General features: G+C 60.9%; 31 protein-coding genes, 1 tRNA gene and 4 pseudogenes. 22 read left to right on the top strand and 14 right to left on the bottom strand.

Annotated features, from left to right (window positions below):
* The first annotated feature begins 16 nt into the window (after nucleotides 1-16).
* The 11 genes and pseudogenes from ABLE71_RS07930 to ABLE71_RS07980 all read left to right on the top strand — a co-directional run bounded on the left by ABLE71_RS07930 (nucleotide 17) and on the right by ABLE71_RS07980 (nucleotide 9,245).
* Nucleotides 17-1,291, top strand: coding sequence for a glycosyltransferase (locus ABLE71_RS07930; protein ID WP_348782800.1), 1,275 nt, complete (start codon nucleotides 17-19; stop codon nucleotides 1,289-1,291).
* Nucleotides 1,292-1,338: 47 nt separating this feature from the next.
* Nucleotides 1,339-1,614 (top strand): annotated as a pseudogene (locus ABLE71_RS07935) (cupin domain-containing protein); the annotation flags it as partial.
* 51 nt (nucleotides 1,615-1,665) lie between these two features.
* Nucleotides 1,666-2,010, top strand: coding sequence for a cupin domain-containing protein (locus ABLE71_RS07940; protein WP_348783695.1), 345 nt, complete (start codon nucleotides 1,666-1,668; stop codon nucleotides 2,008-2,010).
* Between the two features lie 9 nt (nucleotides 2,011-2,019).
* Entirely contained in the window at nucleotides 2,020-3,528 is a 1,509-nt protein-coding gene (locus ABLE71_RS07945) for an aldehyde dehydrogenase family protein (protein ID WP_348782801.1), read from the top strand.
* A 17-nt stretch (nucleotides 3,529-3,545) separates the two neighbouring features.
* Entirely contained in the window at nucleotides 3,546-4,889 is a 1,344-nt protein-coding gene (locus tag ABLE71_RS07950; protein ID WP_348782802.1) for a glutamine synthetase family protein, read from the top strand.
* A 265-nt stretch (nucleotides 4,890-5,154) separates the two neighbouring features.
* Entirely contained in the window at nucleotides 5,155-6,447 is a 1,293-nt protein-coding gene (locus tag ABLE71_RS07955; RefSeq protein WP_348782803.1) for a site-specific integrase, read from the top strand.
* A 344-nt stretch (nucleotides 6,448-6,791) separates the two neighbouring features.
* Entirely contained in the window at nucleotides 6,792-7,607 is an 816-nt protein-coding gene (locus ABLE71_RS07960; protein ID WP_348782804.1) for a hypothetical protein, read from the top strand.
* Between the two features lie 153 nt (nucleotides 7,608-7,760).
* Nucleotides 7,761-7,976 carry a DNA-binding protein gene (locus ABLE71_RS07965; RefSeq protein WP_348782805.1) on the top strand — a complete coding sequence of 72 codons (216 nt, stop codon included), beginning with the start codon at nucleotides 7,761-7,763 and terminating at the stop codon, nucleotides 7,974-7,976.
* A gap of 11 nt (nucleotides 7,977-7,987) precedes the next feature.
* Complete coding sequence (locus ABLE71_RS07970) at nucleotides 7,988-8,212, top strand: hypothetical protein (RefSeq protein ID WP_348782806.1); 225 nt, start codon at nucleotides 7,988-7,990, stop codon at nucleotides 8,210-8,212.
* Complete coding sequence (locus ABLE71_RS07975; RefSeq protein WP_348782807.1) at nucleotides 8,209-8,724, top strand: HNH endonuclease signature motif containing protein; 516 nt, start codon at nucleotides 8,209-8,211, stop codon at nucleotides 8,722-8,724. Before ABLE71_RS07970 ends, ABLE71_RS07975 begins: the two co-directional genes overlap by 4 nt.
* Nucleotides 8,721-9,245, top strand: coding sequence for a hypothetical protein (locus tag ABLE71_RS07980; protein WP_348782808.1), 525 nt, complete (start codon nucleotides 8,721-8,723; stop codon nucleotides 9,243-9,245). Before ABLE71_RS07975 ends, ABLE71_RS07980 begins: the two co-directional genes overlap by 4 nt.
* Nucleotides 9,246-9,514: 269 nt before the next feature.
* Here the strand turns inward: ABLE71_RS07980 and ABLE71_RS07985 are convergent, their stop codons facing one another.
* Nucleotides 9,515-9,763, bottom strand: coding sequence for a DUF982 domain-containing protein (locus tag ABLE71_RS07985; protein WP_348782809.1), 249 nt, complete (start codon nucleotides 9,761-9,763; stop codon nucleotides 9,515-9,517).
* Nucleotides 9,764-9,801: 38 nt separating this feature from the next.
* Complete coding sequence (locus tag ABLE71_RS07990; RefSeq protein WP_348782810.1) at nucleotides 9,802-9,951, bottom strand: hypothetical protein; 150 nt, start codon at nucleotides 9,949-9,951, stop codon at nucleotides 9,802-9,804.
* Between the two features lie 242 nt (nucleotides 9,952-10,193).
* On the opposite strand from ABLE71_RS07990, the gene ABLE71_RS07995 reads away from it, so the two are divergent.
* From ABLE71_RS07995 to ABLE71_RS08020, 6 genes are all read left to right on the top strand, one after another.
* The gene (locus ABLE71_RS07995; RefSeq protein ID WP_348782811.1) at nucleotides 10,194-10,349 is read left to right on the top strand and encodes a ribbon-helix-helix protein, CopG family; all 156 of its coding nucleotides are present in this window, start codon (nucleotides 10,194-10,196) and stop codon (nucleotides 10,347-10,349) included.
* The gene (locus ABLE71_RS08000) at nucleotides 10,346-10,546 is read left to right on the top strand and encodes a hypothetical protein (protein ID WP_348782812.1); all 201 of its coding nucleotides are present in this window, start codon (nucleotides 10,346-10,348) and stop codon (nucleotides 10,544-10,546) included. Before ABLE71_RS07995 ends, ABLE71_RS08000 begins: the two co-directional genes overlap by 4 nt.
* Before the next feature lie 76 nt (nucleotides 10,547-10,622).
* Nucleotides 10,623-11,066: a DUF5681 domain-containing protein gene (locus ABLE71_RS08005; RefSeq protein ID WP_348782813.1), complete on the top strand. Its 444-nt coding sequence runs from the start codon at nucleotides 10,623-10,625 to the stop codon at nucleotides 11,064-11,066.
* A complete protein-coding gene (locus ABLE71_RS08010) occupies nucleotides 11,063-11,287 on the top strand; it encodes a hypothetical protein (RefSeq protein ID WP_348782814.1) in 225 nt (74 codons plus the stop codon). Before ABLE71_RS08005 ends, ABLE71_RS08010 begins: the two co-directional genes overlap by 4 nt.
* Nucleotides 11,284-11,454, top strand: coding sequence for a hypothetical protein (locus tag ABLE71_RS08015; protein WP_348782815.1), 171 nt, complete (start codon nucleotides 11,284-11,286; stop codon nucleotides 11,452-11,454). The genes ABLE71_RS08010 and ABLE71_RS08015 overlap by 4 nt, the downstream gene beginning before the upstream one ends.
* Before the next feature lie 5 nt (nucleotides 11,455-11,459).
* The gene (locus ABLE71_RS08020; protein WP_348782816.1) at nucleotides 11,460-11,708 is read left to right on the top strand and encodes a hypothetical protein; all 249 of its coding nucleotides are present in this window, start codon (nucleotides 11,460-11,462) and stop codon (nucleotides 11,706-11,708) included.
* 34 nt (nucleotides 11,709-11,742) lie between these two features.
* Here ABLE71_RS08020 and ABLE71_RS08025 read toward each other — a convergent pair whose 3' ends face one another.
* The 4 genes from ABLE71_RS08025 to ABLE71_RS08040 form a co-directional block, all read right to left on the bottom strand.
* A complete protein-coding gene (locus tag ABLE71_RS08025) occupies nucleotides 11,743-11,937 on the bottom strand; it encodes a hypothetical protein (protein ID WP_348782817.1) in 195 nt (64 codons plus the stop codon).
* A gap of 448 nt (nucleotides 11,938-12,385) precedes the next feature.
* Entirely contained in the window at nucleotides 12,386-13,333 is a 948-nt protein-coding gene (locus ABLE71_RS08030) for a hypothetical protein (protein ID WP_348782818.1), read from the bottom strand.
* Nucleotides 13,334-13,340: 7 nt separating this feature from the next.
* The gene (locus tag ABLE71_RS08035; protein WP_348782819.1) at nucleotides 13,341-13,619 is read right to left on the bottom strand and encodes a hypothetical protein; all 279 of its coding nucleotides are present in this window, start codon (nucleotides 13,617-13,619) and stop codon (nucleotides 13,341-13,343) included.
* Entirely contained in the window at nucleotides 13,616-13,903 is a 288-nt protein-coding gene (locus tag ABLE71_RS08040) for a hypothetical protein (RefSeq protein WP_348782820.1), read from the bottom strand. Before ABLE71_RS08040 ends, ABLE71_RS08035 begins: the two co-directional genes overlap by 4 nt.
* Before the next feature lie 22 nt (nucleotides 13,904-13,925).
* Between ABLE71_RS08040 and ABLE71_RS08045 the strand changes: the two genes are divergently transcribed.
* On the top strand, nucleotides 13,926-14,258 hold the full coding sequence (locus ABLE71_RS08045; protein ID WP_348782821.1) for a hypothetical protein: 333 nt from the start codon (nucleotides 13,926-13,928) through the stop codon (nucleotides 14,256-14,258).
* A gap of 884 nt (nucleotides 14,259-15,142) precedes the next feature.
* Here ABLE71_RS08045 and ABLE71_RS08050 read toward each other — a convergent pair.
* The 7 genes and pseudogenes from ABLE71_RS08050 to ABLE71_RS08080 all read right to left on the bottom strand — a co-directional run bounded on the left by ABLE71_RS08050 (nucleotide 15,143) and on the right by ABLE71_RS08080 (nucleotide 19,986).
* Nucleotides 15,143-16,342 (bottom strand): PqqD family protein, encoded by a 1,200-nt coding sequence (locus ABLE71_RS08050; protein ID WP_348782822.1) that lies wholly within the window; start codon nucleotides 16,340-16,342, stop codon nucleotides 15,143-15,145.
* A 659-nt stretch (nucleotides 16,343-17,001) separates the two neighbouring features.
* A pseudogene (locus ABLE71_RS08055) lies at nucleotides 17,002-17,151 on the bottom strand (IS21 family transposase); the annotation flags it as partial.
* A 14-nt stretch (nucleotides 17,152-17,165) separates the two neighbouring features.
* The gene (locus ABLE71_RS08060) at nucleotides 17,166-17,390 is read right to left on the bottom strand and encodes a hypothetical protein (protein ID WP_348782823.1); all 225 of its coding nucleotides are present in this window, start codon (nucleotides 17,388-17,390) and stop codon (nucleotides 17,166-17,168) included.
* 151 nt (nucleotides 17,391-17,541) lie between these two features.
* Nucleotides 17,542-17,803, bottom strand: a pseudogene (locus tag ABLE71_RS08065) (hypothetical protein).
* Nucleotides 17,800-18,519, bottom strand: a complete 720-nt coding sequence (locus ABLE71_RS08070; RefSeq protein WP_348782824.1) for an SOS response-associated peptidase — start codon at nucleotides 18,517-18,519, stop codon at nucleotides 17,800-17,802. Before ABLE71_RS08070 ends, ABLE71_RS08065 begins: the two are co-directional and overlap by 4 nt.
* Before the next feature lie 79 nt (nucleotides 18,520-18,598).
* A complete protein-coding gene (locus ABLE71_RS08075; protein ID WP_348782825.1) occupies nucleotides 18,599-19,093 on the bottom strand; it encodes a ferritin-like domain-containing protein in 495 nt (164 codons plus the stop codon).
* 452 nt (nucleotides 19,094-19,545) lie between these two features.
* On the bottom strand, nucleotides 19,546-19,986 hold the full coding sequence (locus ABLE71_RS08080; RefSeq protein WP_348782826.1) for a hypothetical protein: 441 nt from the start codon (nucleotides 19,984-19,986) through the stop codon (nucleotides 19,546-19,548).
* A gap of 307 nt (nucleotides 19,987-20,293) precedes the next feature.
* On the opposite strand from ABLE71_RS08080, the pseudogene ABLE71_RS08085 reads away from it, so the two are divergent.
* Nucleotides 20,294-20,568: pseudogene (locus tag ABLE71_RS08085) on the top strand (NAD(P)/FAD-dependent oxidoreductase); the annotation flags it as partial.
* A gap of 728 nt (nucleotides 20,569-21,296) precedes the next feature.
* Entirely contained in the window at nucleotides 21,297-21,545 is a 249-nt protein-coding gene (locus ABLE71_RS08090; RefSeq protein WP_348782827.1) for a DUF982 domain-containing protein, read from the top strand.
* A gap of 709 nt (nucleotides 21,546-22,254) precedes the next feature.
* Here ABLE71_RS08090 and ABLE71_RS08095 read toward each other — a convergent pair.
* Nucleotides 22,255-22,329 (bottom strand) — tRNA-Gly (locus ABLE71_RS08095).
* 190 nt (nucleotides 22,330-22,519) lie between these two features.
* On the opposite strand from ABLE71_RS08095, the gene ABLE71_RS08100 reads away from it, so the two are divergent.
* The gene (locus ABLE71_RS08100) at nucleotides 22,520-23,017 is read left to right on the top strand and encodes a prolyl-tRNA synthetase associated domain-containing protein (RefSeq protein ID WP_348782828.1); all 498 of its coding nucleotides are present in this window, start codon (nucleotides 22,520-22,522) and stop codon (nucleotides 23,015-23,017) included.
* Nucleotides 23,018-23,097: 80 nt separating this feature from the next.
* The gene (gene trxA / locus ABLE71_RS08105; RefSeq protein WP_348782829.1) at nucleotides 23,098-24,075 is read left to right on the top strand and encodes a thioredoxin; all 978 of its coding nucleotides are present in this window, start codon (nucleotides 23,098-23,100) and stop codon (nucleotides 24,073-24,075) included.
* Nucleotides 24,076-24,079 lie beyond the last annotated feature (4 nt).

Below are 24,079 nucleotides of genomic sequence, written 5' to 3' on the forward strand. Positions count from 1 at the left end.
GAGACCGGAGGCACTCATGACCCAAAAGACGATCGCATTCTTCCCCGAGGCCGCCTACGGGCCGGCTCTGAACTCGGTGGGCATCGCCCAGGCGGTCGAGGCGCGCGGCCACAAGGCCGTGTTCCTGTCCGATCCCGGTTTCGTCGATGTCTACAAGGGATACGGCTTCGAGGCGCATCCGGTGAACCTGTCCGAGCCGATGCCGCCCGAAAAGATGGCGAAGTTCTGGGAGGACTTCATCAACGGCCACATCCCGAATTTCCGCAAGTCGCCCTACGACCAGGTCGACAATTACGTGAAGGATTGCTGGACGGCGATCGTCGACAGCGCGAAATGGGCGCAGAAGGATCTGCCGGGCGTGCTGGCCAAGATCAAGCCTGATGTCATCTGCGTCGACAATGTCATCCTGTTCCCGGCCATAAAACAGTTCGGCGTGCCGTGGGTGCGCGTCATCTCCTGCTCGGAGAACGAGATCGAGGATGAGGATATCCCGCCGCATCTTTCAGGCTGTGGCGAGAACGATCATGCCTGCCACAAGGCCTATCGCGACCATTTCAACGAAGTGATCCGGCCGATCCATGACGACTTCAACGCGTTCCTGACATCGGCGAATGAAGCTCCCTATCCGCTCGGCCAGTTCTTCGAGGCGTCGCCGCATCTCAACCTGCTGCTCTATCCGCAGGCGGTGAAGTTCAAGCGCAAGCATCCGCTCGACCCCAGGCGGTTTCAGTATCTCGAGGGATGCGTGCGCAAGGAGGCGGACTATACGGTGCCGGCCTTCACTGGGAATAATGACGGGCCGCTGATCTACGTGTCGTTCGGTTCGCTCGGCGCGGGCGACACCGAGCTTCTGAAGCGCGTCATCGCCGCGATCGGCAACTCGCCCTACCGCGCGCTGGTCAATGTCGGCGGCTATAAGGACCAGTATTCCGACGTGCCTGACAACGTGATCATCGAGGGCTGGTTCCCGCAGCCGTCGGTCATCCCGCAGGCCGACGCCGTCATCCATCACGGCGGCAACAACTCCTTCACCGAGTGCCTCTATTTCGGCAAGCCGGCGATCATCATGCCCTATGTGTGGGACGGGCATGACAACGCGACGCGCGTCGAGGAGACCGGCCACGGCTTCAAGATGCCGCGCTACGACTGGACCGAGGCGGAACTGCTGGCGAAGCTCGACGCCTGCCTGACGGACAAGGCGATGAAGGCCAAGCTCGCCGCGACCTCGAGGCACATGCAGGCGCAGAACGGACCGGAGAAGGCCGCCGGCCTCCTGGAAAAGCTGCTGTGACCTCATCCGCGCCGCATCTCCACGACGCGTCGACGCGCACGGACCTTGTGGACTGGGGCGTCCAGCCGGACGCCATTGAGGGCGTCTCGCGTTCGACCGGACGGCTCGTACACAAGGGCCCCGACAACCGGCCCGAGACCGGAATATGGCTGTGCACGGTAGGACGCTGGCGGCTGTCCATCCCGCGCGACGAACTCTGCTATTTCGTCGCCGGGCGGGCCACCTATCGTTCCGACCTCGGCGAGACGATCGAGGTCTCGGCCGGCACGCTGGTCATGTTCCCTGCGGGCTGGAAGGGCGAGTGCAGGGTCCACGACGCGATCCGCAACACGTATATCCTGGCCGCAGACGAACCCGACACCAAGGAGCCTAAAATGCCCACCCCCGTCATGCAGTCGCCGCTGAAGCTGACCGAGCTGGTCGACTGGGGCGTCATCCCGACGATGATCGAAGGCGAGTCGCGGACATCCGGCAAGCTGCTGCACAAGGGTCCGGAGGGGCGGTCGGAATGCGGGCTCTGGGTCTGCACGCCGGGCAAGTGGAACTGCCACGTGACGCGCGACGAGTTCTGCCACTTTCTCGAGGGGCGCTGCACCTATGTGCATGAATCCGGCGAGGTAATCGAGATCGTTCCGGATACGGTCGCCTTCTTCCCCGGGGATTGGAAGGGCGTTTGCACGGTCCATGAGACGATCAAGAAAGTCTACATGATCCGCTGAGGCCGCCCGATGCAATTCTCGCCCGACAGCCCCTGCTTCTTCATCAATCCGGTCTACCGGCCGATGAGCGGTCAGCCGCGTCCGGTGATCGATCCGGCGACGCTGGAAGTGGCCGGCGCAATCGCCGCGGTGACCGAGGCCGAAATCGACACGGCGCTGACCGCGGCGGCAAAGGCGCAAAAACTCTGGAAGGCGTTGGACGCCAAGACGCGCGCGAAACATCTGCACGGCGTCGCCAACGCGATCGAGGCGGCCGACTTCACACGCTGCGCCGAGCTGATGGTGCGCGAGATGGGCAAACCCTATCCGGAGGCGATCGGCGAGATCGCCAATTGCTCGGCCGTCTTCCGCTATTATGCCGAGATGGCGCGCGACGAGGCCGGCAAGATCGCCGGCACGACGCAGACCGGTTCCTTCCAATATGCCCGCTACGAGCCCCACGGCCTCTCGGTGCACATCATGCCGTACAACTTCCCGGTGCTCCTGATGTGCTGGACGGTCGCCGCATCGCTCGCTGCCGGCAATGCCTGCATCATCAAGCCAGCCGAGGCGACGACGCTCTCGACGCTCGACTATATGGCGGTGTTCCGTTCGCTGCCCGAAGGGCTGGTGTCGTGCCTGCCGGGCGGGGCGGAGACAGGCAAAACGCTGGTCGAGTCCGACCGTACCCATGCGGTGGCCTTCACCGGATCGGTGGCGGCTGGGCGGCGTGTCGCGGTCGCCTGTGCTGAACGGATGAAGCCGTGCGTGATCGAGGCGGGCGGCAGCGATCCGCTTGTTGTCAGCGCGCATGCGCCGCTGGAGGTCGCCGCCGCCGGCAGCGTGACGGCCGCCTTCCACCTGTCGGGACAGGTCTGCACCTCGGCGGAGCGCTTCTTCGTCGTCGATTCCGTCCACGACCGCTTCGTCGAGCTGTTTGCCGAGAAGACAAGAGCGCTGCGCATCGGCAATGGAATGGACGAGACCGAGATCGGCCCGCTGGTCAGCGAGGCCGCGCGCGCCAAGGTCATGCGGCTGGTGGACGATGCCGTCGCGCACGGTGCCAAAGCGGTGACGGGAGGACGGATACCGCCGCAGCACAATGTCGGCTGGTTTTACGAGCCGACGATCCTAACCGGCGTGACGCCGGGCATGGCGATCTGCCGCGAGGAATGTTTCGGGCCGGTCGCCGCGGTCTGCCGCGTCAGCGACTTCGACGAGGCGATCCGGCTTGCCAACGACAGCCCGTTCGGGCTCGGCGCATCGATCTTCACCACCGACCTCGCCGAGGCCATGGAGGCGTCGGAGCGGCTGGAGGCCGGCATGGTGTGGGTCAACAATCCGCTAATCGACAATGATGCGCTGCCTTTCGGCGGCTGGAAGGCATCCGGCATCGGCCGCGAGCTCGGGCGTCAGGGGCTCGACGCCTTCCGCAGGACCAAGATGGTGATCATCGACCACAAGCCGGTGGTGCAGGATTGGTGGTATCCCTATCCTGACGAATGGTTCCGCAAGACGGGAGGACGAAAGCATGTCTGACATAGTGGCTGCACGGCATGGGTGACGCGGCTGACTGGATCGAAAAGAACCGGGTCACCGAAGTCGAGTGTCTCGTCCCCGATATGAACGGCGTCTTGCGCGGCAAGGTTTTGCCGGCTGAAAAATTCCTCAAGGCGATCGACGGCGCCGCGCTCTACGTCCCGACAAGCGCCCTGCTTGTCTGCATCGACGGCCGCTACTCCGGATCGATCGACGAGGGTTTCGCCTATGCCGACCCGGACATGCGCGTCGTCCCGGATCTCGGCTCGCTTTGCCTGGCTCCAGCCGCCAGTCCCCCACGCGCGTTGGTCCTTGCCGATGCGTGCTACCCCGCCGACCAGCCGTGGAGCGCGCTTCCCCGCACGTTGCTGAAGTCAGTCCTCGCGCTCTACGCCGAAAAAGGCTGGCGCGCCGTCGTCGCCCCCGAACTGGAATTCTACCTGACGGCGCTCAACCCGGACGCCCGGGACGCGTTGACGCCGCCGGTCGGCATTGATGGCCGAAGGGAGAATTCGCAGCATCCCTACGACATGGAGGCGCTCGAAATGTTCGAGCCGGTCATCCGTCGGATCTACGATCACTCCGCCGTCGCCGGCATTCCGGTCGAGACGCTCACCCATGAAACCGGAACGGCCCAGCTCGAGATCAATCTGCTGCATGGCGATCCGCTCAAGCTTGCCGACCACGCGGTGCTGTTCAAGCGCATCGCCCGCAAGGCCGCGCTCGACGGCGGCATGCACGCCACCTTCATGGCCAAGCCTATCGAGGGCCAGGCAGGCAGTTCCATGCATCTCCACGTTTCGCTGATCGGCGGGGCGGGCGAAAACCTGTTTGCCGACCGGGATGGCGCGGATACGCCGATGTTCAGGCATTTCATCGGCGGGCTGCAGAAACATATCCCCGAGGCGCTGCCGCTGCTGGCTCCGAATGTGAATTCCTACCGCCGCATCCGGCCGAGCCTCAGCGCTCCCGCCAATGTCGAATGGTCGCACGACAACCGCTCTTGCGGCTTGCGCCTGCCCAAGGGCGGCAAGGAAGCCCGGCGCGTGGAGAACCGTCTGGCCGGCGCCGACGCCAACCCCTACCTCGCCATCGCCGCGACGCTTCTGTGCGGCTATCTCGGCGTCGAGGAGCGGCTGGAGCGGTCGCCGGAGGCGCTCGGCAACGCCTACCTTGCGACAAGCACGCTGCCCCGGACCATGGCGCAGGCGCTCGACCGGCTTGCGGCCTGCGCGCCCGTGCGCTCCCTGCTCGGCGAGGAATTTTTCCAGACATTCCTGCGCGTGAAACAGCAGGAACTCGAGGCGTTCGAAAGCGTCGTGACCGCCTGGGAACGCGAACATCTCTTGCTCAAGGCCTAAAGCGTGTCGCGCCCCTGCCCGGACGCGAACGTCCACGCTAAACCGGCCATCCCCACGGGGACAGCCTGCTTTCGCGTGAAGTTTTTTGAGAAACTGGAGCGGGTGAAGCGATTCGAACGCTCGACCCCAACCTTGGCAAGGTTGGTACCCGGCTTTCCGGGAGTGTCCGGGATTTGCCGGGAATAGCTGGGAACGTTGAGTTTCCTTGCATCATGACGTACGGTGTATCCGCTGATTTCCTTTTTGGTGGCGACACGGTGGCGACATGGCGACCCGGAAACTTACAAAGTCTGTCGTTGATGCTCTTGCTCCCGCCGACAAGGCATTCATTGTCTACGACACCGAGTTAAAGGGCTTCGGGGTTCGCGTCGCTCCCTCGGGCACCAAGACATGGCAAGTGGAGTACCGGCCCTATCCCGGCGGCCGGGAAGTCGCGAAACGGCGCATGTCGCTTGGCGCCTCGAACGCTCTGACGCCCGACCAGGCCAGACAGAAGGCCCGTGACATACTGGCTTCGGTCTCCAAGGGAGGCGATCCAGCGCGGGACCGCAATGAAAAACGTCGGGAGATGAAAGTCGCCGACCTTATCGACTTCTATGAGCGGGAGGGCTGCTACGTCTTAAGGGGCCTCCGGCAGGGTCAGCCGATGAAGCCCAACACGAAGGCGTACACCATCGCTCGCCTTCGGCATCATGTCGTACCTCTGATCGGAACGAAGCGTGTCCCCGATGTGACCGCTACGGATATAGAGCGAATGGTTCGCGACATCGCGGCCGGCAAGACGGCAAAAGACTTCAAGCCGGAAGGTGGTAGACGCGTCATCGTGAAGGGTGGCGATGGCGCCGGCTGCAAAGTAGCGCGCGACGTGTCGGCAATGTTCACTTTCGCTGTGCGGCGGGGCATCGCGCTTTCGAACCCGTGCGAGCATGCAGCGATAAGGAAGACCGACAACCGGCGAACCCGGTATCTATCGATCGAGGAGGTGCGCCGCCTTGGCGCTGCGCTGGAGGCTCTGCAAACTCAGGGCACGAATTCAAAGGCGCTCGACATCACAAGGCTGTGGGCATTGACCGGCTGTCGGCGTGACGAGATTGCCGCGCTGAAATGGACGGAGGTTGATTTCGAGCGAAGCTGCCTGGTCCTGGAGGACAGCAAGACCGGAGAAAGCGTCCGCCCACTGGCGTCGTCGGCGCTTATCTTGTTGGAGGCATTGCCGCGTTACAACTCGCCCTATGTCTTCCCGGCTACCACCGGTGATGCCCACTTCCAGGGGACAAAGAAAATCTGGCCAAAGGTGACGGCGCTGGCGAAATTGCCGGGCGTCACACCGCATACGCTGCGTCATACGCTGGGCTCGGCCGCTGTTTCGACCGGCGAGACCCTCGCGATGACCGGCGCCATCCTTGGCCATAGCAACGCGCGCTCGACCGCGATCTATGCGCACGTCCAGCGTGATCCTGCGAAAAAAGCTGCGGGTCGCGCGGTCGGCCCTATCGCCGCAGCGCTGGCTGGAAAGCCGGCAGCCAAGGTTGTGCCGTTGAAGCGGAAGGGCGCGTAGCAGGTCGAAGAAACCGCAGGGATAGGAAGGCCATCCAACAAGCCGGGCGCGCACCTCCTGGCTTCCCTGCGGCCTTATAGGTGCATCGACAAAGGTGCGCGATGTCTGATCCAATTCCTGAGGGGTTCCTGACACTGCCGGAGGCATATAGCGCCCACTATCAACGCAGATATGGAGCCACTCCTACACACGGAGACCATGTTTATCGGCAAACCACAACTCAAGAGGAAATGGTCTCAGCGTTCCGGAAACGTGTCTTAGAAGCCTGCGTTCGAGAGCCTGGAGCAGCGACAAACTCACGGATTCAGGCTTGGTGGGATGAAGGCTTTCCCGAGCGTATTTTTATGGCTCCCGAGTTCCCGGAGTACAGCGAGCAATTTGCCGGGCGCACGCCGTTTGTCAGCGAAGCAAACTTCACGACTTGGTCGGAGAAGGCTGCTCTCAAGTTTCGCCAAACCGACCCAATGCGCCAGGCATCATGGTCTTATGGAATGGCGGTGGCGTGGATCGTCTTTCGTTCGACAGACGGTGTCAGAGAATATGGTGACTCATATGCTCTTCTCGCGCAAATTGAGGCCCAGAATGACGCCGAGGACGACGATGATGGCTTAGTTAAAGCAATGACTGTTGCAGACGCCGATTTCCAATTGCGGCGCGCCCTCTCCGTAGGCGAATTCGCAGCCGATGCCGTCAATGCTGCTGACGGTCGCCCTTGCCGGATACCCAACCACGAATGGTCTCGCTTGGAGCACGCTCCCGACAAGAACCTCGTGGATCAATTTCGGTTGTCGGACAGACCTCTGAACATTGCATATCGTGACGTGCAGTTGCAGCGTGCTGAGATTGAATGGAAGTGGCCCGGCGCGCCATCGGCGGAGGCCGACGAGACGGACCACGACGACCCGGCAGACGGCGCGGCCCCCGTTGTTCCGGCTCTCGTAAAGCAAGAAATAGCCAGCCTTCTTAAGCGGCTGTGTCAATCATGGGAGAATTCCGGACGAGACCCGTTAAAGCAGATCGGAAATCGGGAATTCATAGCGATGGTCACCCGTGACGATTCGCCGGATCGCGTCCGGAATGCGAAGCCATATTGGGCCGACGACATTTGGCGAAAGAAAAAGCCTTCGGAGTGGAGTACGCCCGGCCCGCGCAAGCTATAACAGCCTATTGTGTGGACTTTGAACGCCACACAATTCCCCACAATTTTCTCACAACTGGCGCACAATTCGGAGCGCTCGCATCTTTCCTCACGTTCGACGCAATTACGCGTCGGCCCCTGCCAAAGTACAGGGTGCGACAAGGAAAGACTCCACATGCCGGAAACAAACTTCAAAACCCATCGTGCCAAGATGCGCACGCCAGAAGCAGCCACGTACTGTGGTTCGACCGAAAGCACCTTCAACAAGCTCAGATTGACCGGCGGCGGCCCGATCTACATCACCATAGGTAGGACCGTCGTCTACGATCCGGATGACTTAGACACCTGGCTTGCCTCCAATCGCCGCAAGTCAACTTCGGTTGCGGCGTAGGAGGTGGAAACATGCACCTCCAAATCGAAGCCGCCGCGCCTGACGGGCTCAATCGTCAGGCCGGCGACGCCGGTATTTCAATGGTCGGTGGAACGGCCAATGATTACCATCTCGCCCCCAACAAGTCCACTCACCAAGAGAACTACGCGACCGCGAAATTGGTAGCGCGATTTCGGTTGCGTATAGAGACGGCACGGCTCGTCTGCCACCTCTCAGGGATCGGAGGCCCTCAATGAGCCGCCGTCCCGTACTCACCTACGAGCGGGCCTGCGAGGTGCTCGTCTACGATCGCGAAACCGGCGCGCTGAACTGGCGCGTCGCTCGCCCTGGCGCCCCCAAAGGGGCGTTGGTCGGGACCCGTTCCAGCCATGGCTACACGCAAGTCGAAGTCGACTACCGGCTCTACAAAGCGCACCGCGTCATCTGGCTCCTTATGACCGGGAACTGGCCGACGCATCAGGTCGACCACATCAACGGCATGCGCGCCGACAACAGGTGGAAGAATCTGCGAGAGGCAACGCCCCTCCAGAATTCGCGCAATCGCCGTCCGTCAAAGTCGAGCACGAGCGGACGCGTCGGCGTGACCTTCATCAAGGCCTCTTCGAAATGGCAGGCGTACATCGGCATTGATAGCCGCACAGTGTCACTCGGCCACTTTGCAGAGATCGAAAAAGCGATTGCCGCCCGCGAAGCAGCCGAGAAAAAGCACTACGGCGAGTTTGCGCCTGGAAAGGCGGTGGCGCAATGAGCCGCGAGTGGTCAAAACTCTCCCCGGAGGTGTGGCGCTCGCCACGCTTCCTTTCCCTGCCCGAGGTAGGCGCCGCCTTGCTCTGGCACTATTACGTTGCCGGCCCCCATGCCAACAGTTCCGGGTGCTCTTGCATCCCGGACGGTTACGCCGTCGCTGATTTCTCGTCGTTCGGCTGGACCGCAAAAGACCTAGGCCAGAACCGCAAGCTGCTGATCGATGCCGGCCTCATCAGCTTCGACCCCGTCACGAGCGAGGTCTACGTCGATCGGTGGTTCCTCCACAACCCGCCGACGAATCCGTCTCACGCCAAGGGCGCGGCAAAGCTCATCGGCAAGATCGCCAGCGACACGTTGCGCGAGAAAGCCGAGGCCGAGTTCGCGGCAACCGACTTCGGCGCGAAGCTCTTGCAGATCGCCAAGGCCGCCAACGACCCGCTCGCCTCATCGCCCGGTGACCGCCTTACCAACAGCGCCTTTATGAATGGTGGGAACAGGGGGGTGAAATGGGACGGGAGGTGACAGCCTGTCGACAGCCTGTCGAGACGGTGTCGACACACAAGACAAGACCGAGACTGAGACGTGAGACGGAGACGAGAGAACACCGACAGAAGAGAAAAACAAAAAAAGACTTTGAGACTTCCGCGCTTTCGCGCGGGCGCTTCGCCCCGATTTTTTCTTTCGCTCTGGAGATCAATTCGGAAACGTCGTGCGGGCGGAAACGCCGCCGGCTTTGGAGGGGGAGCGTGCCACGCACGTCGGTGCTCTGCCTCCAAGAGGTTTGCGTGGACTCAGGCGAGCGCTGTTTCTCCCAGTATCCCTACGTCTTCAGCGAAGCGCCAGAAGGCCAGACGGGCATCATCAACAGACAACTCCCCGTTGACGGCCCTTTGCATTGCCTGCTTCGTGAAGTGGTACACGGCACCCCGATCGCCGGAATAGGCGTTCAGGTAGGCCAAGCCTTCCTCGCCGCTCTCGATTGTTCGAAAGAACAGAGCGCCTTCGCGAATCCAGATCGGGGATGCAAATCGGACAGCCATTTGGCAAAACCGGCACCGCCCGAAATAGTTCCGACTGTTCAGTCGCTGCGCATCAACCCGAAACTGTATCCGAGCCCGGTGCCGATCGTGGCACCGAGCATGGCGCCGACCTGCAAATCATCGAGCAGCGCGATACCGATAACGGCGCACGCCACTCCACCCAAGAGGGCGAAGACGTATTGTTTCACTCTGCGTGCTCCCCAGCTAACGCAGGCCCAGCATAGCACAAATCCCGCCGCCGACTTTATGCCGGCGATTGAGCGGGTAACATTTTGGTGAGCGGCTCTCTGCATCCGGTCGACCACGGACGCTATGGGACACCCACGGACACTGTGGGACACACAGCATAACTATTTGAAATACATTGCCTTTTCATTGCTCGTGGCCCCAAACAAGCCTATGCTAACGGCATTGATTTGGAGATGTCTCGATGCGCTTTTCAGAGCCGATAGATGGCAGAATCAAAGTCCGCGTATCGCGAGATGAAAAGGCTGCGCTGGCAACGCTGGCCCGTGAGCGCGGCATGACCTTGAGCGATTTACTTCGCGACGGCGCGAAGGCCTTTGCCGACCGGGTCGCCGCGTGATTTCCGCGTCCGCCCGCGACCTGACGCCTATGGCCCTGTGGGCGCGGCGCAAGCGTGAGTGCCACCCGGTTGGGCAGTTCGTCGCCGACGCCTGCGCTGGCTATCGCCTCGGTATCGAACCGCTCGAAAGCGGATTTGGCCATCGCGTCATCAATGAAGGTGCGGCCCTCGCCGCCATGCGCAAGGATCAAGTTTGATGGCGTCCAGGCGCGGTTGTAGACGGCCGGCAAGAGCGTTCACTGAACCTGTCAATGCAGGGTAACAAACAGACCGATGACTCAACCGAACGAACCGCCAAAAGATACGCGCTTTAAGCCGGGCCAGTCGGGCAATCCGAACGGTCGGCCCCAAGGTTCGCGCTCCAAGGTATGCGTTGCTCTCGATGCTCTCGCTGAGGGCGAGGCCGAGGAAATCGTCAAGGCGATGATTGAGAAGGCGAAGGAAGGCGATGGCCACTCGGGGCGAGTCATCCTTGAACGCATCTGGCCGCCAAGAAAAGGCGCGCGCCTCACTTTCGACCTGCCCGAGGTGACGACCGCAGCGGAACTCCCTGGCGCAATTGCCAAGGTCAACCGACAGGTAGCGGACGGCGGACTGAGCCCCGACGAAGGTGCCTTGATTGTCGGTCTGCTCGATGCCCAGCGCCGGGCGATCGAAACCAACGATCTGGCCGACCGTATCGCGGCCATAGAGGAAAGGATTGCCAAAAAGCGATGAACCTGCACGCTCGTATATCCAAGATTGAAGCGGCTCAGCCGCTTACGGCTTCAGCGGTTATCGTTGCGACCGACGAAGCAGATTTCAGCAAGCAGCTGGAAGACGCGCTGTTATCTTCGGAACCTGGCTCCCTGCATGTCACGGGGTCGATTGGCAGGGAACCCTACGACCAGATGCACAACCTTCTGCCGTTCGAAGAAGCATTGGAGCTGCTGTCATGAACCTGCGGTCACGCCTCGATCGACTGGAGGGAGAAATCTCGCCACCCGCGAAAGTTAAAGTGACCTGCACGTTCGCCAAATCAGATGAGGAAGTGGCGGAGTTGCGCAAGAACGCCATTTCGCAGGGCGAGATGTATATTCTGACCTGGCTGCCGCCAAAGGAGTAGGAAATATGGCAAGCACACTCGCCGCGAGGCTCTACAAACTGGAATCGGCTGTCCCCGGCGCGGATAAGCCATACCCGCGTGTCATTCAGATAGTCTCGAACAATAGGGACGAGGCGGACGAGCTGGCGCGCGCCAATGGATTTCATCCGGGTGAGGATGGCTACAACGAAATCATCATCAATCGCATTCTGGTTTCACCGCCCGGCAAGGTTCATGAGCCGATCAAGCCTTATGTGATCGATAGGGCATCCTGACGTGCAAAAGACGCGCTTGGGGCGCTTCTGTCCTTTAGGTCCGGTCAGCATTCGACCCATCCTTATTGCGGCAAATGCCAAACAGGTGGCCGTTGTCGAATTTGAAGCCAATCAGTTCCGCGCTGTTTCCACCGGGGATGGCCTTTTCGAAAAGCTTCTGCCACTGCCGCATATCATCGGCAGTCGGGAAGCCCATTCCGTCTGGCAATTCTTCGTAGTGGTCGGCCATTCTGCCTCCTTGCTTTTAGGACGCGCAGCAGGCCAATTTCAGAATGCGAGCCAAGTGACAGCGACCCAAAAGAATGCGCACAGAGTAACAATCAGTAGAAGGCCGTAAGGCCACCTATCGGATCGCCGCGCCCGCAGAGGGGAGGCATAGGGCATCAACGATGGGGGCTTTACGGTGATGCGCTCTCGTCGCGCCTCTTCATCAAGGCGTTGCCGGAGTCGCTGAACCTTGTCGTCCATCCCGCTACACTCGGTGCACTGGGAGCTTATATCAGAATACTCTAAATTTTAGATATACCGCAAACGGTAAAGAGTGACCAATACGCGCGCGCGAGGTGCCTGGTGCAGATGAGCGGTTTGTCCGCAATCTTGACGACGCGACGGGCCGAGGACTGAGCGCTGTCACGCTCTTTGCTGGCGTATGCATTCGACCTCGGGCAAGAGGCTATTTAGTTGCAGTCCTCGCCAGACTTAAACGACTCGACCAAACGTTCTACCATCGGATCGAGCGCGGCGACTTCTGCGTGGTCGTATTCGAGCAAGAAGAAAGCTGCCTGCGAATCACAGAGCGCGATAGCCCGCTGATACATGATGCGATTGCCTTTTGTACCCGACCAACTGGCCCATTCGTCCGTCTTCTTTTGATAGGTAATTTTCCAACCGTTGGCGTTGCTCAGTTCAATTCGGTTCCAAATTTCAGCCGCGAAATCACCCTCCGTGATGTGGCTGCCCCAGACAGACAAATCGACCTTGCCGTCTTCCGACTTAGATGTGCCGCCGTCGCCATTCTCGGCTTCGGTGATTGCCGAAAATCCCGGTGGGATATCTATCCAATAGCCAAATCGGGCGTTGCCATACCTTCTCCAAAATGAATCGCTGGACACGGAAGCGGGCGGAAAGCACGTCCATTCTGCGTCCGCGCTTACCGGAGCAACGGCGGCGGGAAAGAATTCCTTTGGATTGCGCTCATCAAAAAAGCCGCCAGCAGGCTTTGTCCCGTCATCTTGCCAAATGGATTCGATGGCTTCGCTCCTGTCAGTGAACCCTATCGAAATGAAATCCGATTGTGTTCCCGGCCCTCTCGTGAACAAGTCGGGCAGAGCAGTGAAGAGATGCCGGTCAGAGAAGCAGATGTATTCAATTGGGGCGTCTTGCGAGGCTAGCAGATCGAGCGGCTTAGCCAAATGGAAACAGGAGGCACTGTCATAGTCGGCGAACTTGGGGCCGATGAACCCGGCAGCCCGCATGTCCAGAAAGGTTGCCGCGACGCTAAACGGAGCTTTGCAGGCGATTTTGTCCAACAGCAAGCGAGAAGCCTGCTGGTCGTCGACTGCGTAAGAAAAGTTGGGAAGGCATATCGCAAATAAGGCCAGAACAAAGGTCTGAGTTCGTGTCATCGCGCACCTATTGGCCGGTGCTCGGCCAGACGCCCGTGGCAATGGACTCGACGGCAAGGTTGACGAAATCAAACAGCCCATCCGACTCGGGATTCGCAGCAACCTCTTTTGGTTCTGGACACAACGCAAACGCCTTCTCCTGCGCCAGCGAAGCGTCCTTTTTGCCGGACTGCGCATGCAGCGCGACTGCCGACTGTCCGATAAGACAAGCCACGTACTCATCAACAGGCGTGGCCACTGCTTGGCTTGCTACCAGCAGGATAGCCGCAGCCAGCAACAGTTTCATTGGTCAGCCTCAGTGCTGCGAAGGAGATTCAGTCCTCCAGCAACGTCTTCAACAATCGTCTCGACGTAATCGCTGATTTCGCTGCGCGCTTTCGTAGAGAGGCCATCAGGCGGCGAGCAGGCGGCGTGAGCTGCTTCAATCGCAGCGGAGAACGGATTGATTGCATCATTTGATTGATTGTGGAGAGCGATTACCGCTTGTCCGACAAGGCAAGTTGCATAGTCATCAGCGGGCAGGGCAAACGCACCTCCGGCGATTTGCAAAAAGGCAATGGTGAGGACCAAGCGCATTGTGCGAACATAACTGATGCGTTGTGTGTCGCGCAAATGGCGGGTTGCGACGCACCGGGCCGAAAAGATTCTGCTGATGCACGTTTCTATGAAGGTTTTCCTTTTCGCTCCTGGATTGCTGCTGGCTGAACCCACGCTGGCCGATACCATTGCTGAGGATTACATTGCCTGCCTGGTTGGTCGGGCCGTGGTCGCACTATCCGCGCAGGAAGGTCAGAAGGATGCTGATGCGGCCATGCTGGAGGCAGCGTCCAAGTGTCCCCAGCCCAAGGGTTCGGACCCCGACATAGAATATGGCGAGATGGTTGCGGACCTAGTTGAAGAGATAGCCAAAATCGAGGGCCTGTGAAAAACGAAACACCCGCCAGGGCGAATCGTGGCGGGCGAGGCGCGGGGGATTTCTTTCTGCGCTACGTCGCGCTGTCGGCAAGGCGCAGGACTGCATCAGCCAGTTTCGGCCCCCATGTCAGTCCGCCATCTATGATGCTCGCCCAAGCCGGAAGCTCGCCATCACCGCGAGGCAAGTCACTGCCTTGTGCAAGGGGGCCGCGAAGGCCGGCTTTGTAGCTGCTGTAAATATAGGCGACGTAGTTGTGCGCCTTGTCCCGGCTAACGATGCACAGGAAAAGCCGGAAGTTGACGATAAGGTAACGAGATGCGATGGGAAGAGCCGCCGCTGCCCTGTGATGGCGAAAAGGCAGCGGGCTCTAATGCCTCCGGGGCATCAAACGTAACAACGATATCGCTGAAATAAAGGTTGCCTATTGCCTGAAAGATAGCCGGTCCATAGCCGACTATGCCTTGAATTTTCCGAAAAACAGCAGATGCTAATTTGTTAGCCGGGGGCTCGTACCAACCGGCTAGGCCCGGCTGTGGCTCCCACCCTAAACGCAACACAGCCGGGCCGCGTGCAAACTGCTTAGCTGTCATGGGAGGATTGGTCTGTGAGGAAGCCTTATGCGAAGCCAATATTTGTCCCCCGCGAAATTTTGAGCAAGGTCACAGCCTTCAATGGCGGCGGTTCGCCGATACGGGTTACTACCGGGTGAGTGACTGACCCGGATCATCCCTAGCCCTACGCTGGATAGCATTCGGCGCGGCCTGTGCCTTGGGGCACTTCTATCCTTTGTCCGACACTGTCGATCCCGAAGCTGTCGTCGAACCGGAAGAGTAGCGGCGCCGGCGCGAAGCCGAATGCCGCAGCTTCCTTGCGTCCGACGACGGTTCCGGCAGCTACCGGCCCGCTTCGATGATAAGGCCTTCCCGCAACAGCGCGGCGAAAAGACGGCTTACATCGTCGGCGACGGCCCGCGGCTCGGCGTCGGGAAACGCATCGCACAGCACCTCGATGGACTGGTCCTGGCTGATGGGTTCCGCAAGCAGAGTCCAGAGCCCCGCCCCGGTCGCGTTGAGCCGATGGATTGACAATCCGTCGGGAGTGGCCAGGAAAAGACTGTCCTCGACCTGGTGGAGGGTCACGGCGGTGTTGCGGATCAGCAGCGTTTCGGGCGCAAAGGACTGCGCCAATTTTGTTCCCCCGACGATGTCGGGTCCTGCCAGCGGCGACACTTCCACGCGGAATTCGTCGGTGGTGGGAATGTGCGGCGGCCAGGACGCGAAGGTAGCCGCCAGCAATTCAGCCGCATCCTCGAAGTTGCTGTAACGCAGCGTTACGCGCGGCAGCCGGTCCATCAGGCTATGAAGACGGTTGAGAAGCGCTCCGGAGGGCGCGGCTCGCGCGAAGTTCCGTTCGATCAGCGCCTGAAGCGCGGCGCTTCTCGACGCATGGAGGAGTTCCGGCCTCCCATGCTCGACGCGATCGAGCAGCACGACCGCGCCGAGCGGCGCGGTGGCGCCGCGCGCCGCAAGCAGCCCTGCGCCCAGGCGAAGATAGCAGTAACGACCGTCAGATGCGGCGCTATGTTCCTCAACAAAGTTGCGGAAGGTCTGACTTGCGGCCTCAGGGAGCGGAATTCGTAGCCGTGGAGCCAGACCAAACGCGACGCCTGCATCGTCGTCGGCCGAAACTGGAAGGATATCGTCGCCGAAGATCGTCAGACCCATGGACGCGAGTCTGGCGATCAGCGTGCTCTTCCCCGCCCGATATCGGTTCGGAAAGACTATGAGTTGACCGTCGAGCAGGGCCGCGCCGCCATGGAAGCAAAGCTGATCGGGCCGCTCGTCGACCCAAGCGTTGGCGAGTGCGACTATCGCGCCGCAGGCTGCGCCGACCGCGGTGGTATGGATCGGATTATTGCTTCGAACCGCGAGCGAAAAGCCGCCCGCTTCTTCCGTCACGATCGCCTGCGGGTCGCCACGGGCTTGCGAAGCAGCGAACGACCAGCCTGGCGCGGCGGCCTTGAGCGCCACCTCAAATTCCGGCGAACCGGGAACCTCCAGCGTGGCCGCCGTTCCAGCAAAGGCGATGCGCATGGTTTCCTGTCGTTTTGGGCAGGAATGTTCACGTGGAATGGGCGGCCGCTCCTCCCAGAGGCGCTCGGCCGCCCCTGTCTGCTAGCGATCCTGCGGAACCACAAGCGTAAGATCGTCGCTAGGCCCGCTAGGGGTGCTCGGCGCGCTTGGGGCGCTGGGCGCGCTGGCTGCGCTCGCGCCTGAGTCACCGCCACCCGAATCGCCACCACCGCCCGAGCCACCACCGCCCGAGCCACCACCGCCCGAGCCACCACCACCCGAGCCACCACCGCCCGAGCCGCCGCTGGCGCGCGCCTGACTGAGATGGAGCAACACGGGTGTAGCGTAAATCGCGGTTGCAGCGAGCCCGAGCCGGGTCAGCATTGCACGCCGCGTCACATCCGGCCCGTTCATTTTTTCCCGGTTGACTGCCAAGGTAGCCTCCATCTCTGTCGATTGCCCACCGAACCCGTAGCTTACCGGTAAGGCCACCAAGTTTCCGGTTTGTTAGACGGATAATTCAAAATTGACCTAAGGCGAGGTTGAGCACAGCCCTAGTCAGGTTGAGATCGCATTTCTCAGTGCCAGCCTCGGCCAGCAGTGGCGACGCAGGATCACGTAGACTTTCGTGCACTGTCGACATTCATGCCAAAGGCGTCCACGAACGTTCGGGAGGCTGGCTTCACGAAGCAGGCGTCCGAATGCGGCAGGTCCATGCAGAAGAAGTGGATCTTGCTGCGAACGCTGCCGATCACGCCGACCGCCTCGCCAAAATCCACCTGCGCATGGCCCGGCGGATGCGCCAGTGGCACGAAGGTCTCGCGCCCTGAATGGCACGCCGCGATTATTGTCGCGGCCGACAAATCATCAACGCGCCGTAAAGTCGTTGATCGGCGGAGCTCCCGCTTGGGTTTGGCTGTGCAGATACGATGTCTTGATATTCGAACGGCGAAAAGTTCGCCTCGATCTGGTCGGCAAAGCACGAGCAAAAGGTCTGCACCTCGGCGGCGCTGTATCCCTCCGCCTCCAGCGAAGGCAAGCAGTTGCTGTCGATGAACTGCTGTTTCATAAACTCAGGCCACTCGCCGACTGCCGCTAGGGACGATGTCGGGAGGGTTAGGCATGAAATGGCGATTATAAGCGTGCGCATCCTTGGAACCTGAAGCTTATGAACTGGCTGCGCAACCAGCGCGCCGATCAGAGCGAGTGCGCGTAGGTAGCTATTCCATGTCCGGCACTTCGCCTGATTTGAACAGCGTCGTTGGCGGACCGTACTCGCCGATCGCTGGATTGGCATCGCGGCTCCAAGCAATCACACCTAGATGCTTGGTGGCCAGCACCCTCGCAGTGCGAACTGCTCGATCTTCGTTCTGCTCTTCGGCCGCCGTAGACAGCGAACAGTTCTCCGTCTTCGCCGCGATCAAACGCAGCCTCGACGATGAGTTTTGGCATCTTAGGCTGAGGGAGAAGGGCATCAGTCATAGCGGGTTCACCGGTCCAATCATCGAAGCATCATCGTTCGGCTTTTCGGTTCGGCTCGAGGCGTTGACGCGACGATCGACGCGGTGAAACTGCAGATCCCCGTCGAGATTGTTCGACAGGAGTGGCTTAACATCGGCCACCGGCGTCGCAGGGTCGAGCCAGGCGTCGTAGGCGTCCGGCGCCAGGATTGCCGGCTGGCGATCGTGTAGCTGAGCCATTGGCTCGCCGGCCGGCATGGTGATGATTGTGCAGCTGGTCACGCCCAGATTGTCGTTGTGCGCCCATAGTCCGGCGAAGCTGAAGGGTTGCGCCTCGGGCATGTGAATGAACCAGGGATCGCGGCCGCCGTCCTCCGGGTTCTTCGTCCATTCATAGAAGCCATCGGCCGGGATCAGACAGCGCTTAGATTTCCATGCGTCCTTGAACGCGCCGGACGTTTCCGCAGTCTCCATGCGAGCATTGAACATCGCAGCCTTGGGCATTTCCTTCGCCCACCAAGGCACAAGCCACCAGCGGCCCGTCCTGACCTGCTGGGAGCCATCCTTGCCGGCCGTGACGAAATACACGTCCTCGGTCGGCGCGATGTTGTAGCGAGCCTCGGTATTGCGGCCAGCCTCGCTCGCTGGCAGCAACCTGTACATCCGATGGATGTCAGCCCAGATGTGGAATCGGGTGAAGCGTCCGCACATGCGGCGCACCTTGGCGTAGATCAGCACCGTCGCGCAACAGCACTTGGCGCGCGGCGCGAACAGTCAGAGGGCCAGCCCGGCGTTCCAGGATGACCCTCTGTAGTGATTACGCTGCCTTCGCCGCGGCAGTAGTCTTGTTGACCGAGGTGACAGCCAAATTGGTCAGCTTGTTGTTGGTTGCCTTCTCTTCATCGAGGATCTCGCTGAGAAGCTTGTGTGCCTCGTCGTGCCCGAGTTCCTTTGCCCACTCGCGCAGCGAGCCGTAACGGGAAATTTCGTAGTGCTCGACTGCCTGGCAGGCTGCGAGTAGCCCAGCATTAAGGGCGACGCCAGATGCCTCTTCCATCAAACCGTCAGCTTCCTTGATAAGCCCTTCGATCGCGTCGCACTTTTCGCCGGCAGCCGTCTTGCCGATCGACTTGAAGACTTGCTCCAGCTTTTTGATCTGGCCCTTCGTTTCGGCGAGGTGATTTTCCGCAGCCTTTTTCAGGTTTGCGTCGGTGACCGCCTTTGCGAGCTTCGGCAGAGCTTTCACGATTGCGTTCTCTGCATAGTAAACGTCTTCGAGGGTGTGTTCGAAAATGTCGGCAAGTGTTTTCATGGGATTCCTCCGTTTCGGGACTAAGACGATGATGGGATTCGGTATGGGTTGTTCTTCGGTCCGGACATCCGCACAGCGCCGGCTCTAGGCGCCCATGCCAAACGAGTAGGCGGCAAGCGGGCCGAGCGTCATTACGGCTGCGGCCACAGGCGGTTCTCAGTTGGGTGGATGTTCATGACGTTCTCCTAAGGGTGACCCTCAAGAACATGAAATCACACCGCGAGCGGAAGGTTCCGGTATGCGTGATCGACCGGGTTTGCAGCGTTCAGGGCAATCCGCCAATGAAGGCGCACATTCTGTTTCCATGTGCTCACCAGAAATCCTCCGCCGTCGGGATGCGCGTGTAGCTGATTTTGCCGCCGATATTACCGCCGACGGGCGGTTAGAGCCGTAGCCGCAGGAGAAATGAAAAGCGGCCCCGGATGTCCGAGGCCGCTTCTTCGTTCAGGAGTTTACTTGACGTAGACGGTGACAGAACCGTCGGCTTCGACATTCGCAGCCACCACGCTGGATGCCTCGACCGACTCAGCGTCGAGCTTAGCCTTCAAAGCAGCATTAGCGCCGATTGCATTCTGCAGACCGGTAATGTCGGCCTGGTTGTCGGTGATAGCTTTGTCGAGGGCCTGCATGTTATTGCCCTTCGCGAGATCGCCGACACGGATCACATTCACCTTGTTGACCATCGTCAGGCCAGTGATGGCACTGACGTTGGTCTTGCCGGCCTTGATCGACGACATCACTGTGCCGAAGTTGGCCTTCGCGTCAGTGCTGGCGGTCGTGTTGGCATCGGTCTCGATCTGTGTGCCCGTAGTGGTCGTGGTTTCCTGGGCCAAAGCAGGACCGGCGAAAACTGATGTGAGAAGCAGGGTTGCGATGGCAATTGAGCGTTTCATGATTTTTCCTTCGTCGTTTGTCGTCCCTCAGGCAGCCCAACCATGGACGCCTAAGTTCGTTCCAAAACTAAAAAGGGTCATTTGGTGGAGATTGTGAGGCGCAAAATCGGCTTCCATCCACAGCGGCGCGAGGTTTGGGGATTGGGGCCGAGGAAGGCCACAGTGGCGCTTTTCGCAAATCTCAGCGGGGTGTTTGGTTGGCAAAAAACATCTGCCGACGGGCTGATGCCGGAACCTATCTCGACCGATCCGGAGCGACAGCTTAGTTGGCCGATACGAAGCTGGAGTTCGGGCCGGGAAAGCAGCCGTTCGCGTCGGGCTGGCTGGGGATACCGCGCCCAAACCATTCAGCTACAGGCATGACGGCGAAATGGCGACGATCGGCAAGCGCGCCGCGGCGATCGATTTCGGCTGGATCAAACTCACCGGCTGGATCGCCTGGTGGATGTGGGGTGTCGCTCACATCTATTTCCTGACGGCCTCAGGAACCGGCTGGCGGTATTGTTGAGCTGGCTATGGATATACGTGACGGGACAGCGCAGCGCCCGCCTGATCACGCAAGGCAACTCCGACAAGACATGAGTGGCCTGCCCGAGTAGGGCGCGCGCCCTTGAGTCTTCATTCGCCGGAACCGGGTGGCTTCCGCTTCAGCGTGCTCGGCTCGGTCGACATGCCCCCCATGAAACTTGCAGCGACGCTTATCCGGCAGTGCCTTGGCCTTGCATGGTTGGGGCCCTTCCGTGTTCTGGCTCCCGCAACGGTTCGGCTTCGAGATACGCCGCGCCCTGGAAGCTGCGGAGTTCGACTTCATCGCCGAGAACGGGCGGCGGTGCCGGCGTCCGCCTGGCTAAGCCGGGAGTATTGCCGCTTGTTCGTCGGACAAATGAAACTACGCTTCGCCTACAACTCCTTGATCCAGATGCGATCAGTCTCAAGATATGCGGAAGCGTACCCGACTGTCTTGGCCGTCAATCGTAGCGAGCCAATGCGTCTGGCGTCGATCGCGAATGTTACCCTTGAGCGTCTCAATCGCACAGGTATCGGCGACCATAGCTGGGATCAGTTCGGCGCCGGCAGGCCAGATCACTAGAGCCAGCTCTCGAACGCGAGCTAGGTCCGCTTCGCCGATCTGAACGATATCCGCAGTTGGCATTGCCATCGGCACTCGTCCTGTCCTTGTCCGGGAATGGTGACGTAGTTGGTAGTCTCGGTCAATTGCTGGCCGGCCTCACGTTTCCGACGCACTGTGGTGGAGACCTGCTTGCCGGAAGCACGCTTCTGTGTTGTGCTGCTGAGGCTCGGGGAGCAGCATGCAGTCAACGGGAGCCAAGCGATTTGAGCGACCGGTCATCATCCGCACTGGCGGAAGCGACCGGACGGTCGTCGATGTCAATTCCGCAGCCGAGATTCTCCTGAAGGCCTTTCCCCGAGAGACGGCAAGGCGAAAGGCTGCCATGGCCGCCTGTCTGCGCGTGATCCGCGGCGAGGCGCATTCGCCTGTCGCCAGACAGGCATTCGTCTCCGCCGCACTGGAAGTCGGAATCCTGGCGGGCGATTGAACCTCTTCGTTTTGCCTCTACTTGGTCCGGATGCGTCGACCAACGCGCGTCGCGATGGGCGGCGCGAATCACGCGAGCCAATCAGGAGGGGGTGCTTTTGCGTAAGTCCGGGAGGCTCGGCTTTCTCTGAAAGAGATTTTCAAAGGTGGCGAGGACAAGGCTCGCAAGACGTTGACCTGCCACTCTCGCCGAAGCTGGTATCGACAAGGACCTCGCCGATAGGGCGCGCGAAAAAGCCCGCCGCCGGGGATGAAACGGCAACGGGCTCTGCAGTAAAGCAACGACGAACACCGTTACGGTGCCACCATATGGTTAACCGTTGGTAAACGGCGTGAAGTGCGTCCTGGTCGGCGATACACTGTCGTCGGGCTTGTCGTCGCCCTCGCTGATCTCGCCGTCGTCGAACGCACCTGAGCACCATCCTACCTGTCCGCGCGACTCGCGCCTATCCGGGGAGGCGAGCCACACGCGAATCGAAACCGAAGCGACCGCTCCAAGTCATGCGCTGTCGACAATCCGCTTGGGCGCTTGAGGCGGGCCGGCGCCATCTTCGTCGAGGAGAACGGAGATGGCCCGGGCGTACGGCTAAGGAAGCGGCGATAAGTGCGTTCGTTTTGGACCGGCGTGGCGACATGGTGGCGACGCGGTACAGAAAGCAAACGGCCGCCCGAAGGCGGCCGGCTTAAATGCTTAATTTCGTTGAGAAATTTGGAGCGGGTGAAGCGATTCGAACGCTCGACCCCAACCTTGGCAAGGTTGTGCTCTACCCCTGAGCTACACCCGCTCGCGCGGCGTCTCAGCCGCAAGCCGCGCCTATATGGCCGAAGAGCCACGCGAATGCAACAGGGAATTCGCCAGCTTTGTACGAGCGCAGTTCGCGGCCTTGAAAGGCCTCGCTCAACGCCTTCAGACTTGTTTCGAAGCGCGATTTGCCTCTAAACGTGCCAGCGACCGATCATCCCAGGACCAGCTTGATGCCCAAGACTCCCGTCGAGCTTTTTGCCTTTCTCGAAAGTCTCGGCATCGAAGTCTCGACGGTTTCGCACCCGCCGCTCTTCACGGTGGCGGATTCGCAGGAACTGCGCGGCGAAATTCCGGGCGGTCACACCAAAAACCTCTTCCTGAAGGACAAGAAGGACAATTTTTTCCTCGTCACGGTCGGCGAGGAGGCCGAAGTCGACCTCAGGCAGATCCATCATCTCATCGGCGCATCGGGCCGCGTCTCGTTCGGCAAGCCGGAGGCGCTGATGGAGCATCTCGGCGTCATTCCGGGCGCGGTCACCGCCTTCGGCCTGATCAACGACGAGAAGTGCGCCGTGAAGTTCGTCCTCGACAGCGCCCTCATGGAACACGCTACCATCAACGCGCATCCGCTGACCAACGAGGCGACCACTTCGATCGCGGCCGGGGATCTGCTGCGTTTTGCACGGGCAACTGGCCACGAGCCCGCCATCTTGAAAGTCTCGGCCTGATCGCCACATGCTGGCCAAGACGGCTTTTCGCGCGAACGATGCTGACGTAGAAGGCGCGGGTAAGCACCGAAAGGGACGATATGAGCGACAAGGATAACCCGTTCGGAGGCGTGGGCGGCCAATATTCCACCAATGTCAGCTACGGATCCGCCGAGCCGGCGCGCACCAACGGCCCGGCCGCCGCGCCGGCGCCCATCAAGGACGTGACGACGGCGAACTTTGCCGCCGAAGTCATCCAGGAATCGCGCAAGCTGCCGGTGCTGGTCGATTTCTGGGCTCCGTGGTGCGGGCCCTGCAAGCAGCTGCAGCCGGCGCTGGAGAAGGTGGTGGCCGCCGCGGCAGGCGCGGTGAAGCTCGTCAAGATGAACATCGACGAGCATCCGGCGATCGCCGGTCAGCTCGGCATCCAGTCCATCCCGGCGGTCATCGCCTTCCGCAACGGCCAGCCGGTCGACGGCTTCATGGGAGCCATCCCCGAAAGCCAGATCCGCGATTTCATCCAGAAGCTCGTCGGCAAGAATGGCGCCCAGCCGCAGATCGCGGAGGCTCTGGCCGCGGCCAAGCAGGCGCGCGAGACGGGCGATCTCCAGGCCGCGGCCGACATCTTCGACGCCGTGCTGCAGGAGCAGCCTGACAATGTCGGGGCGATCGCCGGTCTCGCCGAACTGCTGTTCGAGGCCGGTGACGCCGCCGGCGCGGAAGAAGTGCTCGCCCGTGCGCCGGCCGACAAACAGGACGCCGCGGCGATCGCCTCCGTGAGGACGCGGATCAGGCTCGCCGCCGAGGCCGCCGGCCTCGGCGACCCGACTGTGTTCGAGAAAAGGCTCGCCGAGAACCCCGGGGATCATCAGGCGCGCTTCGACCTTGCTATGATCCAGAACGCGCAGGGCAAGCGACAGGAAGCGGCCGACAATCTTCTGGCCATCGTCAGAGCGGATCGCGGCTGGAACGAGGACGGTGCACGGGCTCAACTGCTGAAGTTCTTCGAAGCCTGGGGTCCGGCCGACGAGGCGACGCTTGCGGCGCGCAGGAAGCTTTCGTCGTTGCTGTTCTCGTAGCCGG

Origin of the sequence: Mesorhizobium sp. KR9-304 (assembly GCF_040049215.1) — a bacterium.
Classification (GTDB): Bacteria; Pseudomonadota; Alphaproteobacteria; order Rhizobiales; family Rhizobiaceae; genus Mesorhizobium_K.

Coding starts and splice junctions, on each gene's coding strand:
- ABLE71_RS07930 (WP_348782800.1), top strand. CDS start 17: ATGACCCAAAAGACGATCGCATTCTTCCCCGAGGCCGCCTACGGGCCG.
- ABLE71_RS07940 (WP_348783695.1), top strand. CDS start 1,666: ATGCCCACCCCCGTCATGCAGTCGCCGCTGAAGCTGACCGAGCTGGTC.
- ABLE71_RS07945 (WP_348782801.1), top strand. CDS start 2,020: ATGCAATTCTCGCCCGACAGCCCCTGCTTCTTCATCAATCCGGTCTAC.
- ABLE71_RS07950 (WP_348782802.1), top strand. CDS start 3,546: ATGGGTGACGCGGCTGACTGGATCGAAAAGAACCGGGTCACCGAAGTC.
- ABLE71_RS07955 (WP_348782803.1), top strand. CDS start 5,155: ATGGCGACCCGGAAACTTACAAAGTCTGTCGTTGATGCTCTTGCTCCC.
- ABLE71_RS07960 (WP_348782804.1), top strand. CDS start 6,792: ATGGCTCCCGAGTTCCCGGAGTACAGCGAGCAATTTGCCGGGCGCACG.
- ABLE71_RS07965 (WP_348782805.1), top strand. CDS start 7,761: ATGCCGGAAACAAACTTCAAAACCCATCGTGCCAAGATGCGCACGCCA.
- ABLE71_RS07970 (WP_348782806.1), top strand. CDS start 7,988: ATGCACCTCCAAATCGAAGCCGCCGCGCCTGACGGGCTCAATCGTCAG.
- ABLE71_RS07975 (WP_348782807.1), top strand. CDS start 8,209: ATGAGCCGCCGTCCCGTACTCACCTACGAGCGGGCCTGCGAGGTGCTC.
- ABLE71_RS07980 (WP_348782808.1), top strand. CDS start 8,721: ATGAGCCGCGAGTGGTCAAAACTCTCCCCGGAGGTGTGGCGCTCGCCA.
- ABLE71_RS07985 (WP_348782809.1), bottom strand. CDS start 9,763: ATGGCTGTCCGATTTGCATCCCCGATCTGGATTCGCGAAGGCGCTCTG.
- ABLE71_RS07995 (WP_348782811.1), top strand. CDS start 10,194: ATGCGCTTTTCAGAGCCGATAGATGGCAGAATCAAAGTCCGCGTATCG.
- ABLE71_RS08005 (WP_348782813.1), top strand. CDS start 10,623: ATGACTCAACCGAACGAACCGCCAAAAGATACGCGCTTTAAGCCGGGC.
- ABLE71_RS08010 (WP_348782814.1), top strand. CDS start 11,063: ATGAACCTGCACGCTCGTATATCCAAGATTGAAGCGGCTCAGCCGCTT.
- ABLE71_RS08015 (WP_348782815.1), top strand. CDS start 11,284: ATGAACCTGCGGTCACGCCTCGATCGACTGGAGGGAGAAATCTCGCCA.
- ABLE71_RS08020 (WP_348782816.1), top strand. CDS start 11,460: ATGGCAAGCACACTCGCCGCGAGGCTCTACAAACTGGAATCGGCTGTC.
- ABLE71_RS08025 (WP_348782817.1), bottom strand. CDS start 11,937: ATGGCCGACCACTACGAAGAATTGCCAGACGGAATGGGCTTCCCGACT.
- ABLE71_RS08030 (WP_348782818.1), bottom strand. CDS start 13,333: ATGACACGAACTCAGACCTTTGTTCTGGCCTTATTTGCGATATGCCTT.
- ABLE71_RS08035 (WP_348782819.1), bottom strand. CDS start 13,619: ATGAAACTGTTGCTGGCTGCGGCTATCCTGCTGGTAGCAAGCCAAGCA.
- ABLE71_RS08045 (WP_348782821.1), top strand. CDS start 13,926: ATGCGTTGTGTGTCGCGCAAATGGCGGGTTGCGACGCACCGGGCCGAA.
- ABLE71_RS08050 (WP_348782822.1), bottom strand. CDS start 16,342: ATGCGCATCGCCTTTGCTGGAACGGCGGCCACGCTGGAGGTTCCCGGT.
- ABLE71_RS08060 (WP_348782823.1), bottom strand. CDS start 17,390: ATGAAACAGCAGTTCATCGACAGCAACTGCTTGCCTTCGCTGGAGGCG.
- ABLE71_RS08075 (WP_348782825.1), bottom strand. CDS start 19,093: ATGAAAACACTTGCCGACATTTTCGAACACACCCTCGAAGACGTTTAC.
- ABLE71_RS08080 (WP_348782826.1), bottom strand. CDS start 19,986: ATGAAACGCTCAATTGCCATCGCAACCCTGCTTCTCACATCAGTTTTC.
- ABLE71_RS08090 (WP_348782827.1), top strand. CDS start 21,297: ATGCAGTCAACGGGAGCCAAGCGATTTGAGCGACCGGTCATCATCCGC.
- ABLE71_RS08100 (WP_348782828.1), top strand. CDS start 22,520: ATGCCCAAGACTCCCGTCGAGCTTTTTGCCTTTCTCGAAAGTCTCGGC.
- trxA (WP_348782829.1), top strand. CDS start 23,098: ATGAGCGACAAGGATAACCCGTTCGGAGGCGTGGGCGGCCAATATTCC.